We start from the raw sequence: 13,124 nt of genomic DNA, 5'->3' as shown, positions 1-13,124 counted from the left end.
CATGTACGAATATTACTTAATAATGATAGTAGTTTTTATTTGAAAAGAAAACTCTTCTATTACAGTTTTATAAACTTCCTTTTTAAAAAATATAGTATTTGATACTAAATTATCTACACTTTGCCAACACCAATCTTTGAACTCCGAATGGTTGGTGTGATTAATATTAATATCTCTATCCTCTCCGTAGAATTTCATTAGAAACCATCTTTGTTTCTGACCAAAATATTTACCATCCCAGTAAGTTGGTATAAGTGCCGTAGGTAAGTTGTAATACACCAAATCATTGCTTTTAGCTATAACCTTTACTTTATCAGTACCAGCCTCTTCTAGCAACTCACGTAGCGCTGCTTGCTCCAACTCCTCACCATTATCAACACCTCCTTGAGGCATCTGCCAGTAAAAGTCGTTGTTGAAGCGTTTCCCAACAAAAACATGCCCTTGTTTATTCAATAGCATTATGCCAACACAAGAGCGATACTTGTCTTTTTGCTCAACCATAAGTTAATTATACTTTATTATTTATTTTTTTAGCAATTCCTTTTATAGCTTTTTTACACTTGAATCAAGATTATTAATCTGAAGTGAATCTTCAGACACAAGTAGTTTTTCTATCCCTTTGTAGCAAAACCTCAACTTCAATTTGACCTTTCTCATTTCTCTTTGATTTGACACACTTTACTGCTTACTCATTACTATAATTAAAGTCTATAAGAAAGATTTTGTATCCATTCTTGCATAAACCCATCATTGAATTGATATTTTATAATACTGCTATTTTTAATTGCAAAAGTTTTTCCTATAGATCATGAGAACTTTAGTATTTATTATTTAGTAGATCAAATTTTACGTTATAAAATGTATACTATAAAAAAGTATGTGTTTGATATACTGATATCAAGAGTATAGGTTTAGTAACTTTGGGTTTATTATTTCAAATAAATATACAATTTAAATGATCAATAATGTATAAACAGTATGGAGTCGGTAAAGGACGTAATTGTAAATATTATAAGTCAAAATAAAGGTCATGATATAGTAACTTTCAATGTGCAAAATAAAACTGTTATTGCAAAATATATGGTTATTGCATCTGGGAGTTCAAGTACACATGTTAAGGCATTAGCTAAGTATATAATAAAAAGCCTAAAGCAGCATGGTAAAATAGATGTAGAAGGCATAGATAAAGGCAATTGGGTGATTATAAATTTTCGAAGCGTAATGGTTCATATATTCAAGCCTGAAGTAAGGGAATTCTATAGAATAGAAGAGCTATGGGGTTAGTTAATTTAGAGTTTAAATATCTCAAATATCACATGCCTAGTAAGCATCTACAAGAGGAAAGATGTTTATCCAATGCTTGACACTAAGTGTAAAAATCTTAATCGTAACCGACATACTATGCATCTTTATTTTACGAGGTTATATTAAAGGAGTTGGATTTCAGCATAATACACTAGTAATATTATTATCGATACATCAATGATAGTGCCACTATATTAAAGTAATGTGTTAAGAAGATTATGGAATACAAATCAGAATTTTTGAATTTTATCCAAGAAAGAGGATATCTATATCAGAGTGTAAACATTGAAGGTCTAAATCAACTGTTGATGCATGATAATTATATAGTTGCATATGTTGGGTTTGATTGTACAGCACCTAGTCTACATGTTGGCCATCTAATTCAAGTTATGATGCTACGTCACTTGCAAAGATTTGGTTATAAGCCGGTAGTCTTGCTCGGTGGTGGTACAACAAAAATTGGGGATCCATCTTTTAAAGATAAAGCAAGACGCGTCTTACCTATGATAAACATTAAACAAAATGCGTCTAGTATAAGGAAGGTATTAGAGAGGATAGTGTCTTTTAATGATAGTAAGACTGGTGCAGTAATAGTAAATAATGCAGATTGGTTGGATAACATAAAATATATAGATTTTTTGTGTGATATAGGAGCATATTTCTCTGTAAATCGTATGCTAAGTTTTGACAGTATAAAAATTAGGCTTGATAGAGAGAGAAATTTAAGCTTTCCAGAGTTTAGTTATATGTTACTTCAAGCCTATGATTTTATTGAGTTGAACAGAAAATACGACTGTCGTTTACAAATTGGAGGTTCAGACCAATGGGGAAATATAGTGAATGGAATTGAGCTTGGTAAAAAATTGAAACTACCCGAGTTATTTGGTCTTACCACTCCTCTTCTATTGAATGCTCAAGGTGTTAAAATGGGCAAAACGGAAAGAGGAGCAGTATGGCTTGATGGTAGTATGCTGAAGCCTTATGACTATTGGCAGTATTTTCGCAACATTAGTGATCAAGATGTAGGCCGTTTTTTGAGATTACTTACTGATATACCAATTGATGAAATCAAAAAGCTGGAATCTTTAAAGGGTCAAGAAATAAACGAAGCAAAGAAGGTTTTGGCAACAGAAGCTGTGAAAATATGTTATGGTGAAAAAGAAGCATGGCTTGCGCAATCTGCTGCGGTCTCTGCTTTTGAAAATGGGAATAGTTTGCTACTTCCTGATTATACTATAACAAAAGAACAAATTGAAAATGGCATGTTCTTAGTAGATCTATTGAATAGTACTAGTCTTGAACCTTCAAAAACTGCTGCGAAGCGCTTAATACGAGGTAATGGATGCAAAGTCAATGATAATACTATAAATGATATTAATTATATAATAAATTATGAAAATTTCAAAACTCAATCGTTTATAAAGCTATCTGCAGGTAGGAAGCGACATATTAAGGTTGTAATGGATGAGAAGGAAAGCAAGTCTCGTATATGAAAATCCATGTATGGCATAAGGTAACTCAGTAGTATTGAAAGTAAGGTTTCTACTGCATACAGTTTTAAATAATGCTGTAACGATTAACACTTTATAAAAAGCATCACTTGATCCACACAGAAAATAGTACTAGTGACTAGTGTATATCTCAGCATTCTGCTATTGTGGCATACATAAGAACATATTCAAATTTAATATATTATAGGAAAAAGCATTCATTTCCATGATGAGTGATTACTTTTAGTGTTAGTGAGGAGAAGTACCATACACAATTTTGCAATTTAGACACAATTTTATCTCACAATTGTATAGTGAACTTTCCGAAAGCAAATTTGTAAAGATGAGGATATGAAAGCAATGAATAGGTTTACCATCTGTTGTATTGATAGTAAATGACTGAAGCGATAAATTTATGAAAATATTTCAATATGCGAATTGAAAGGTCATAGGAATATGATCTTTAAATTGTGTATTCTATAATTGCAGATGTTAGGCCAAGCTATTGCCCATATACAGATCATTTTTAGAGTATTCAAAAGTGAAAAATAAGTTATATTGTGCAATTTATAGTTAACTGGGTAGAGCTTTGTATATTTTATAGTAGATCACAAGGAACTATCTAGGTTCTCTACAGGTTATAATAGAAATTAAAAATAGCATAAATTCTACAAAAGACTGCTTAGATGAAGAAAAATTTAGTAAATTTAGTCATATCACTCTGATATATCTATACTAACTTGAACTTAGGTAGAAAGATAAGCATTACATACAGACGTATTATAGTTACTTTAAAGTCTGGTGAGTTATCTTTTGGAAACCAGAAAAAAGAAAATCTCCTCTGCTTTTTCTTGATAGGATTAAGTTTTACTTCATTAGACACTTTTGATACATAACCTTAAAGCATCACTGTTAGAAAGTTAGTACACTTTAGTTTACTCTTTGAAAGAGTAGAAAAAAGCTTTATGCTTTAGCTCTTAAAACTAGAGAAATCCAAATATTATTTCAGTAAGGTATAAATAACTGTTATAGCATTTTATTTTTTCATAACTAATGCTTTACTAAGATTTATGTAATTAAAGTTTTTAGAGATTTTTCTATATACTTTTTAAGTGTTGCCTTTTCTTTTTTAGAATTCTCTTATCAATTTAATTTTTTCTTTAGTTTAATCTGTGGTCTTCTAATTCTACTTAGCTTTCTTAAAGAAAATATTTTCACCCAGTAGATTAGAAAGTCTAATAGCATAATGCTCATGTTTTCTCATTTTTAATCTCTTCTAGTGCAAATCTTCCTTTTAGATACATAGAGACTAATCCTCTATTCTAGCTACTTTAGTGAAGTGTTATAAGCTTCTTCTAAATACTATTGCAGCAATTATACAATATTTTTCTGAATTTCTTAGTAAAGAAAAGTTGCTTGTGTAAATTATTTATTGCTCATACATCAACTCGGTATATAAATCTCTAACTAAAGTCTCAGCACACTCTTTTTGAGTGATTATACTAATTTTAATCTCTGATGCTGTAATAGCAAATACTTCTATGTTTTTTTCTCCTAGGATCTTAAGTGTTCGGGATATAACTTCAGGATTAGACATGACACCAATACCAATTATTGAAATTCTAGCTATATCGCTGTTTATAATGTAGTTCCTATTCTTACTTAGTAGCTTTTTCATTAGGGTGATATCAAGTTCATGAATCACAAACCCTGATCCGTATATCATATTAGTTTTAATATTTTCTTTTGCCATATTCTTTAAAATATGTAAGGTCTTTGCAAGATCAGTAAAAGTTACAAGGACTTCATTAGTGCTACAGGTTATTCCAGTAATTATGTACCTTTCTAGTACATCTTTTTCGTGTAGTACTACAGTTCCTTCTGCTTCTTTAAAAGAAGATAGCACTTGTACTTTAATATCATGTTTCATTGCAAGCTGTACTGAACGATTATGTAATATTTTCGCACCAGATGATGACATCTCTAGCATTTCATCATAAGAAATAGACTTGAGTTTATGTGCTTTTGGAACAATTTTAGGATTAGCTATGTATATTCCATCAATATCGGTAAAAATCTCACAAATTTTGATATTAAAAGCTACTGCAAGGGCAACTGCTGATATATCAGATCCCCCTCTGCCAAAAGTAGTAATTCTATTACCATGTATACCTTGGAAACCAGCAATAATTGCAACAGTGTAGCCTTCTGCAAAAGATCTTTTCAAAAGATCAATCTTTATTGTTTTTATTTTAGACTCAGAATAAAAGTCATCAGTTATGATTGGCAACTGCCAGGCGAGCCAAGATTTAGCTTTTACCCCAATAGATTGAAGTGTGATTGCTAATAGGCCACAAGAGGTCTGCTCCCCTGCTGAAAGTAGGACATCGTATTCTGACAGCTCTCCTCTACAGCTTAAGTTTGAGATTTGTCTAGCCTGAAAAGCCATTTGGTCAGTGAATCCTGCAATAGCAGAAACAACAACGATTACGTTACAACCTTTCTCAACATCTTTTTTTATTAAGCTTGCAACTCGGTTTAAATCGGTCAATGAAGTACCACCAAATTTTTTTACGATTATATTATTGCTCATATTTAAAATATAGCTTTCCCATGGAGAAAAATATAGTTCTTGCAGAAAAATTTATAGCACAAATATCTTTTTAAGATCCCTCGAAATAAGGAATAATTAATGAGATGGTTAACTTAATTTAGAAGTATGCATATATAATTGATAAATCTTAAGAAGGGGACTTCTCTTACTGAAAAAGAGCTCATGTGTTATGCTTTAAAGTATTTTTTAATTTAACCTCAGAAGAATAATATATTGGATTTACATCGATGAAAAGTTGCTATGGATCCTAATATTGAAAATATTAGTTAGAACTCAATACATAATTGTAAGTTGCCATTGAAATATCACATAAAAATCTAAACAATATTAGAATGAAGAAGAGTAGAAATTTAAGGCTATTTTATCAAATAAATCATTTTAATGGTTTGTGATGGAACAATTGAAGAATAGTCCTATGAAAGAATTGCGTGATAAATTATGAAGTCATGGTTATGAAGATAGAATCTTCTAGATAACGAAATGAAAAAGCAAGTTCTTCGGTCAATATTAGTTGTTAACAACACATGATCGTTTGTGAGCATTTTAATTATTTCTGTATTTTAGCGAATGTTTTAGGTTTCATTATCTTATTTCATTACTTATAAACTACTAACAGTAGTGGTCTTTCTTTGCTTATTCATTAATAAGCTTCATTTTTAATTCAACTATTAAGCATATATATCAGAAACAAGAGAGCTTAACTTGGTTAATTACCTTTATATTGCATTTTTGTTTAGTTCCGACTGGAAATGCAAAGATTTTTTGAAAGGTGATAAGATTAAGTTAGAATTGCAAAAGTTGGATTACCTGATATAGAGTGATTTTTGTATCTTTGATATTTTATCTACGAAATTTTGATTTGCTTATTTAGGTGTGCGAGTCAACTCTTTTTCAGAGAAATTAAAGTCTCCTATTCAAGGGATGGGAATTGTTTTCTAAATTAGAAATTTACTGCTTACAAAAAATTGTGAGTGTTTTCCATGGTAAAATCTCTGGCCAGAAATAATGAACCACAAATTAATATGGTTTTGATGTTTTGAATAGGAGCTCTTAGTATTTGGTTTAATATTGCATCACTAATTGACTCACACTCAATAGCATTCATTCCAATATTATTGGCTCTTCTTCTAATTAAGTTTGTATTTATTGCTTTTGGTTCAGATTTAACACAAACAACACATAATAACTTAATATATGGTTTCAAATACCCTAAAAATTTTTCTACATTTCTGTTGCCTGTAATGCCGAAAATTGTATATATACCTTCATAGAAATTATCTTTTACCCATTCAGATAATACTCTTGCACCATCATTATTGTGTGCACCATCTAAAAATAATTTCCAATCTTTTGGTAGTAGAGAAATTAAGTTTCCATCTTTTATAAGCTCTAACCTTCCAGGCCAATAGGTGCGTTGTAGCCCTGAAGTGATGCTTTCTTTGCGAACATCAAATCCGTACTTTCGATTCAAAATGCTGCATGCTGCGATAGCATTTCCTGCATTAATTACTTGATGGTTACCTTTTAAAGATGGCAAGGGGAATTTTATTGATTGAGCATTCGATTGAAAAATCATTTCGCTATTATATTTTTTACAGCTCCACTCAATACCACCTCTAAATAAAGGAGATCTATTATTTATTGCATAGCGTTCTAGCGTATTCATTATAGATCTTCCTTGTGGGGCTATTACACAAGGAACATCATACTTCATGATCCCGGCCTTTTCACCTGCTATGGTTTCCAAAGTAGAGCCAAGGTATTCGGTATGATCGAGTCCAATAGAAGTAATGATAGTTAAAATTGGATTATCTATAACATTTGTTGCATCTAGCCTCCCACCCATGCCTACTTCAATTAGAGTGATATCTGCTTTGTGGCGAGAAAAAATCAAAAAAGCTGCAACAGTTGCAGCTTCAAATAAAGTGATATGTTGATCTGCAATTGCATTGCGGCACTCTTCTAATGAGTTGTATAATTCATTATCTTCTATATAATTACCTGTAACAACTATTCTTTCATTAAAGTTTACTAAATGAGGAGAAGTATATGCATGCACCTTATATCCTGCTGCTTGCAGAATATACCTTATAAATGATAATGTTGAGCCTTTCCCGTTAGTGCCAGCTATGTGAATAGTTGGTGGCATTTTTTTTTCTGGGTTTCCTAGCTTATTTAGAAAATTTTTTATGCGATTAAGAGAGAAATCGCTTAGCTTATTGCCAAGCGTCTTAGGCCAATGAGGCATATATATCATAGGTTGTTTTACACTTTAATTACTTATGATAGATATTATACCATATGCATGAATTTTCTCTACTGAATTGAAAATATTGGTTAATAATATTGTTTTACTGCAACATTGTTTATTAAGAATAAATTATCATATTTACTAACTTAAGGGTTAATCTTTATAAACTCTTCGTTATGAGGAAATCTTATATTGATCAAATAAGTTTTGTCGTCAACTATCCTAATCTAGTTATAGCCATCTCACTATCATTGATATGCTTGTACAAAATTTTGGCACGTAGGCACTAGGTATACCTTATGTTCCATTAATAAATTTTCTCTTTAATTCCATAATGGAAAAGCTCAGTATTTTCTTGAAGTTAGTGTTATTTTGAGTAATCTATTATAATTTTGTACGAATTCTGATTTTTATTTTTCTATAAACAGACCATCTACTTAATACTTTATATATACAAAATTTTATGATCTATACAATTAATATGAGATATTTAAAGAGACCATAATGATGGTAATATACATAAAATGTGTTTTGTGATGTAACACTTAAAACGTAAAGTTTAATAAGGTTGTATAATTGTTAGTTTTGTTATTAACTGTAATATAGCTGTAGACTGACATATAAAAACTAGCTATCCTTTACAGGAATCTGTTCTACTCGTTGTGAAGTTGAGTTAAGTTTCCCGAGCGATAATTTCTAGTCAAGGGAATTGCCTCTATTAATTTTTTTAAAGTTAATATGTGATACCCACCTTAACTTTAGGTCTCAGGAATTTACTAAGACTGACGGTAGGTACGGATTCTGCTTAGTTAATTATGTTTATGCTTTATAGATATAAAGAGGAAACCATCTTTCTTTGTTCACTTAGCAATGTGTTTCAAGTTGTAATTGATATTGAAAAGTATCCTGATTTTATTCCTTGGTGCAAAGCTGCTTATATAAAAAAAAATCATGGTAAGATGGTTGTAGATTTGCTAGCAGCTTTTTATGGTATTAAAGGCAGTTATACGTCAGAGGTAACATTCCTTTCTCCAGGAAAAGGAAATGAAAGTTGGATAAAAGCTATATCTTTAAGTGGGGTATTTAAATGCTTATACAATGAATGGAGATTTATTTTTATAGATAAAAATAAGACTGTGGTAAAGTTTTATATAGAATTTGAGTTCAAATCTAGATTACTTTCTAGCTTATTAGATTCAGTTTGTAAATATGCACAAAGAGAAATAATTGGTGCATTTAAAGATAGAATTGAAAACTTTTCTGACTCAAAGTTATCTTGACATTACTTATATAAGTGTATAGCTTTTAGTCAGTTAGTATTCATATTGCAATGATCTTTAGACTGCTATTTACATTACTTTTCATAAGTATTGATTCTTATGCAACTGTTATACAAGAATCGCCTGATAACCAATCTACTCAAGAGACTAATGAAATAACACAAAAAGATCTGCTATCACCGTTACCTGATGATAAATCATTAGGGGATCCAAAAGCACCAATTCTAATGATTGAGTATGCCTCACTTACTTGCTATCACTGTTACCTTTTTCACAAGGAGGTCTTTCCAAAAGTTAAAGAAAAATACATAGATACAGGGAAAATATTGTACATATTCCGTCATTTCCCTATGGATTATAGGGGATTAAAAGCTGCAATGCTAAGCAATTGTTACGAAAAGGCAGAGGATTTTTTTAACTTTAATAAATCTGTTTTTAATTCGATAGATTCATGGAATTACTCTAATTTTAATGACTTAACTGTATTGCAAAAAGTTGCTGCACTAAGTAATTTAAAGCAAAGTGCATTTAATTACTGCATTAGTGATAAAAAAATAATGGATAAAGTTATAGGCTATAAATCACTAGCAATCAATAAGCTTGGTATTACAGGCACTCCAATATTTTTTATCAAGCCTAACAGTGATGCGTCATACATAGGACATAATGAAATTAAGCATGAAGGGTATAAGACACTAGAATACTTAGCTAATATAATAGATGACTATGTGAAAAAGCTATAGCAGTATTACCACTGTAGCTTACACACAAAAGATCGACTATACTTGACCTTCATTTTTTATTACTGCTTGCTGTTTTTTGCGCTCAAACTCTCTTTTTTTACTGTGCCAGGCATAGTAATACATAGCAATTTTATTTTCTATTAACATTATTGTCCCATCATAAAACTGAACCATATCCATGACTTTCTTCTGCGCCTCATCAAAACGTTCCCTATATTTCTCACGATAGGCTGGATTATGCAATAATGCAACCCCTTCATCTTTGTTAGATTTTTTATTTGACTGTTCAACTTCACCAGCAATATTACAAGACATATAACTCCCTTTAACTGATTACAAAAAATATTTTAATAAAAAGGAATGCGCACAAGCAGCCCCTTTAATTTTTAGTGCAACAGTCAACAGACTGTTATACTAGTTAATCATAATATTATATATAATAATTTTTGTCACTTAAAATTTTACACTATTAAATAGTAGATTAAAGTAAATGTATTTGCTATCTTAAACTAATACGTATATTCTACTTAAATCAAACTTTGATATGCGATATGGTACGAATAACTCTAGTGAAAAATCCTCATATATAAGAGACTTATTTGCGAAGGAATACAAAAAAATAGAAGAATATTGTATTTTGGGGAGTAAGAAACACATTCAGATTAGTGCTGAAGAGGGAAAGTTACTTAGCTTATTTATAAAAATCCATAGGGTAAGAAGCGTTGTTGAAATTGGTACATTATATGGTTATTCATCAATTTGTATGGCAAAAGCTCTACCTGAATATGGCCATATATACTCGATAGAGAGTAATCCAGAGCACTCGAGCATAGCAAGGAAAAATTTTAGTGTTTTCGATTTGAACAGTAAAATTACTTTAATGGAAGGTAGTGCATCTGAAAAGTTGAACGAATTGTCGACACGAGCACCATTTGATATGGTGTTTATTGACGCTGACAAGAGTGGCTATCCTAAATACTTAGATTGGGCGGAGCTACATCTTAAAAAAGATGGACTAATTGTTGCTGATAATACTTTATTGTTTAACACAGTGTTTCTAAAATTGCCACCAAAAAAGGTATCAGAAAAATCATGGTCTGCTATGAGAGAATTTAATTATAGACTATCAGATGAAAAAAGGTATTACTCTGTATTAATTCCGACCGATGAAGGGATGACTCTAGCTTTAAAACTAACGTAAATTAAAATCAAGATCTTCCTAGTGCCTTAGTAGAGAGTTGTGCTAGGCGTTTTCTCTAGAACAGATTATGAAACATAGGTCTAGATTTAACAGTAGAGTACTTTTTCAGTATTTATATATGATACATTTAAATTTCGTTATAAAATTAGCTAATTAGGACTCTTATTTTAGAATCGATAGCGGTAAGAAGAGTCTATTAATTTAGTAATGCTATTGTTTCTTCTAAGAACCACAAATGGCATTGTGTCTTATAATAAAATTATTACCTATAAACACTAGCTTCTAGCAAGATTGGTTAATCTTCATGAATTCTACGCTTTTTCTATAGGTTTTCGTATACTGAATCAAGGTTTAACTTTATTTCTCTGAGAAAAATCCAACCTTCGTAGAAATGGATAAAAAAAGAAAGTTATACAGAATCACAGATTACTTTCTTACCACTTCTTCTCCTTATTTTTATTATTCGAGTGAAGTATCAGTATTATATAACATAGGTGAACGTTGAAAAATAACTTTGTAGCTACTTTTGTAACAACTAACTTTTATTTACTACAAAAAAGTGGTGCTGAGCAATATATTATATAAAATTATAGAACCAATACAGAGTATACCTTGCCAAGTAGAAAAAAAAGTATAACCTCTTATGAGGTATGCAGGCAAAAACTCTGTAATTTGGTCAGGTCAGGAATGAAGCAGCCATATCAGAATCTTTTTGGGTTGCATACCATTTATTATTCTCGGTTGAATTAAAAGCTATGAATATAGCATTAAAATATCGCCCTGGCAGCTTCAAAGATTTGGTAGGTCAAGACATATTAGTGCGTGTACTGGAAAACGCTTTTGCTCTTAACAAAATTCCACAGTCTATACTGCTCTCTGGCAGTAGTGGGGTTGGCAAGACTACAACAGCAAGAATAATATCCTTATGCCTAAATTGTTCTTTAGGACCCACTTTTGAACCTTGTGGATTATGTAAAAATTGTTTAGCAATAAAAAATTCAAATCACCCAGATGTGATTGAAATTGATGCAGCAAGTCACACGAGTATTGAAGATATCAAAGTGATATTGGGAGATACTTGTTACTTACCTGTAAGTTCCAAATTCAAAGTCTACATCATAGACGAAGTACACATGTTATCAAGTAGTGCATTTAACGCGTTACTTAAAATCTTAGAAGAGCCACCATCTAGTGTGAAATTTATTCTAGCAACAACGGAAATAAAAAAAATACCAATAACTATTATTGCTCGTTGTCAAAGGTTCGATTTCCGTAAAATACCTGCTACTAAAATAATGAATCGTTTGAATGACATTGCACGAAAAGAAAATTACTTTATTGAAAGTAGAGCATCAGAATTAATTGCATACCATTGCAGCAATTCGATGCGTAACGCTTTATTTTTAATGAATCAAGCAATGTTATATAGCAGAGATTGCTCTATATCTATTGAAGATGTGACAGAAATACTTGGTCTAGTAGAGGAGAATATTGTGTTTAGTTTGATGGAAACCATATTAGATGGTAATTTACGGAAAGCTTTGTCTGTATTTGATGAAGCAGCAAAAACGGTAAGTTCACTCAGCATCCTTGAAAATCTATTACAAATGATTCAGTTAATATGCCGTTTTTTAATTACAAAAGAGGTTAATAATTCCATACTAGAATACGGAAAAGAGAAGATAAAAGAATTAAGTACAAAAAAATCTTTGATATTCTTTTCAAGATTATGGAGAGTGTTACTTAAGGGAATTCAGGATATAAAAGCCTCAACATGTAATGATGTTGCTGCAGAAATGATATTAATTAGTCTATGTTATCTTTCTGATTTGCCTTCTCCTGAAGAAGTGATTAAAAAGGTTCTTGCACAGAATAAACAGCATAGTGACGCGTGTAATATGGAGAATACACAGCAAAAAAATTATGATTTCGATAAAATTCTACAACTATTACTGCAGAATAATCAAATTTATCTTTACAAACAGCTATGTAGTAATCTAAAATTAATAGATTGCAAACCTGGCTATTTAAAGTTGAAGGCTGTATCTCAGTTAAGCAGTAGCTTTTGTAATGACTTAAAAAATTGCTTGAATCAGGTGACTAAACAACAATGGTTAGTAACAATCGATATGTGTTACGCAAATAAAGAGGTTAATGACTTAAATTATGCACCTGCAATTAAGGATATACTTGATACATTTAAGGGTGCAAGGGTAGTTAATATAGAAAGTAAGGAGTAG

Annotated in this window: 10 protein-coding genes and 2 other RNA genes; 8 read left to right on the top strand and 4 right to left on the bottom strand. The window is 31.0% G+C overall.

All coding sequences use genetic code 11. The features are described 5' to 3' along the window. Positions 1–12 precede the first annotated feature (12 nt). The gene (locus GOY13_RS02655) at positions 13–501 is read right to left on the bottom strand and encodes an RNA pyrophosphohydrolase (RefSeq protein ID WP_175814270.1); all 489 of its coding nucleotides are present in this window, start codon (positions 499–501) and stop codon (positions 13–15) included. Between the two features lie 477 nt (positions 502–978). Between GOY13_RS02655 and rsfS the strand changes: the two genes are divergently transcribed. Both rsfS and tyrS read left to right on the top strand, forming a co-directional pair. Then, entirely contained in the window at positions 979–1,284 is a 306-nt protein-coding gene (rsfS, locus tag GOY13_RS02650) for a ribosome silencing factor (protein WP_175814269.1), read from the top strand. A 239-nt stretch (positions 1,285–1,523) separates the two neighbouring features. Further along, positions 1,524–2,798, top strand: coding sequence for a tyrosine--tRNA ligase (tyrS, locus tag GOY13_RS02645; RefSeq protein WP_175814268.1), 1,275 nt, complete (start codon positions 1,524–1,526; stop codon positions 2,796–2,798). A gap of 1,426 nt (positions 2,799–4,224) precedes the next feature. Here tyrS and GOY13_RS02640 read toward each other — a convergent pair. Further along, positions 4,225–5,388: an aspartate kinase gene (locus tag GOY13_RS02640; protein ID WP_175814267.1), complete on the bottom strand. Its 1,164-nt coding sequence runs from the start codon at positions 5,386–5,388 to the stop codon at positions 4,225–4,227. Positions 5,389–6,364: 976 nt separating this feature from the next. Beyond that, entirely contained in the window at positions 6,365–7,666 is a 1,302-nt protein-coding gene (locus tag GOY13_RS02635; protein WP_175814266.1) for a bifunctional folylpolyglutamate synthase/dihydrofolate synthase, read from the bottom strand. A gap of 636 nt (positions 7,667–8,302) precedes the next feature. Between GOY13_RS02635 and ssrS the strand changes: the two genes are divergently transcribed. From ssrS to GOY13_RS02620, 3 genes are all read left to right on the top strand, one after another. Further along, positions 8,303–8,465, top strand: a non-coding RNA gene (gene ssrS, locus GOY13_RS02630) — 6S RNA. 16 nt (positions 8,466–8,481) lie between these two features. Then, the gene (locus GOY13_RS02625) at positions 8,482–8,940 is read left to right on the top strand and encodes a type II toxin-antitoxin system RatA family toxin (RefSeq protein ID WP_175814265.1); all 459 of its coding nucleotides are present in this window, start codon (positions 8,482–8,484) and stop codon (positions 8,938–8,940) included. A gap of 50 nt (positions 8,941–8,990) precedes the next feature. Further along, a complete protein-coding gene (locus tag GOY13_RS02620; RefSeq protein ID WP_175814264.1) occupies positions 8,991–9,683 on the top strand; it encodes a thioredoxin domain-containing protein in 693 nt (230 codons plus the stop codon). A gap of 36 nt (positions 9,684–9,719) precedes the next feature. Here the strand turns inward: GOY13_RS02620 and GOY13_RS02615 are convergent, their stop codons facing one another. After that, positions 9,720–9,998 carry a DUF2671 domain-containing protein gene (locus GOY13_RS02615; protein ID WP_175814263.1) on the bottom strand — a complete coding sequence of 93 codons (279 nt, stop codon included), beginning with the start codon at positions 9,996–9,998 and terminating at the stop codon, positions 9,720–9,722. A gap of 229 nt (positions 9,999–10,227) precedes the next feature. On the opposite strand from GOY13_RS02615, the gene GOY13_RS02610 reads away from it, so the two are divergent. The 3 genes from GOY13_RS02610 to dnaX all read left to right on the top strand — a co-directional run bounded on the left by GOY13_RS02610 (position 10,228) and on the right by dnaX (position 13,124). Next, entirely contained in the window at positions 10,228–10,884 is a 657-nt protein-coding gene (locus tag GOY13_RS02610; RefSeq protein WP_175814262.1) for an O-methyltransferase, read from the top strand. 640 nt (positions 10,885–11,524) lie between these two features. Continuing rightward, positions 11,525–11,620: signal recognition particle sRNA small type (ffs, locus tag GOY13_RS02605), an RNA gene on the top strand. A gap of 19 nt (positions 11,621–11,639) precedes the next feature. Continuing rightward, positions 11,640–13,124, top strand: coding sequence for a DNA polymerase III subunit gamma/tau (gene dnaX / locus GOY13_RS02600; protein WP_175814261.1), 1,485 nt, complete (start codon positions 11,640–11,642; stop codon positions 13,122–13,124).

The organism is Wolbachia endosymbiont of Cruorifilaria tuberocauda (genome assembly GCF_013365475.1).
Taxonomy (GTDB): Bacteria; Pseudomonadota; Alphaproteobacteria; order Rickettsiales; family Anaplasmataceae; genus Wolbachia.
This window is presented reverse-complemented; position numbering and strand designations above follow the sequence as displayed.

Bases quoted from the DNA above. Each gene is read 5' to 3' on its own strand.
- GOY13_RS02625 (WP_175814265.1), top strand. From the start codon at position 8,482: ATGCTTTATAGATATAAAGAGGAAACCATCTTTCTTTGTTCACTTAGC.
- GOY13_RS02635 (WP_175814266.1), bottom strand. From the start codon at position 7,666: ATGATATATATGCCTCATTGGCCTAAGACGCTTGGCAATAAGCTAAGC.
- rsfS (WP_175814269.1), top strand. From the start codon at position 979: ATGGAGTCGGTAAAGGACGTAATTGTAAATATTATAAGTCAAAATAAA.
- GOY13_RS02640 (WP_175814267.1), bottom strand. From the start codon at position 5,388: ATGAGCAATAATATAATCGTAAAAAAATTTGGTGGTACTTCATTGACC.
- GOY13_RS02620 (WP_175814264.1), top strand. From the start codon at position 8,991: ATGATCTTTAGACTGCTATTTACATTACTTTTCATAAGTATTGATTCT.
- tyrS (WP_175814268.1), top strand. From the start codon at position 1,524: ATGGAATACAAATCAGAATTTTTGAATTTTATCCAAGAAAGAGGATAT.
- dnaX (WP_175814261.1), top strand. From the start codon at position 11,640: ATGAATATAGCATTAAAATATCGCCCTGGCAGCTTCAAAGATTTGGTA.
- GOY13_RS02615 (WP_175814263.1), bottom strand. From the start codon at position 9,998: ATGTCTTGTAATATTGCTGGTGAAGTTGAACAGTCAAATAAAAAATCT.
- GOY13_RS02655 (WP_175814270.1), bottom strand. From the start codon at position 501: ATGGTTGAGCAAAAAGACAAGTATCGCTCTTGTGTTGGCATAATGCTA.
- GOY13_RS02610 (WP_175814262.1), top strand. From the start codon at position 10,228: ATGCGATATGGTACGAATAACTCTAGTGAAAAATCCTCATATATAAGA.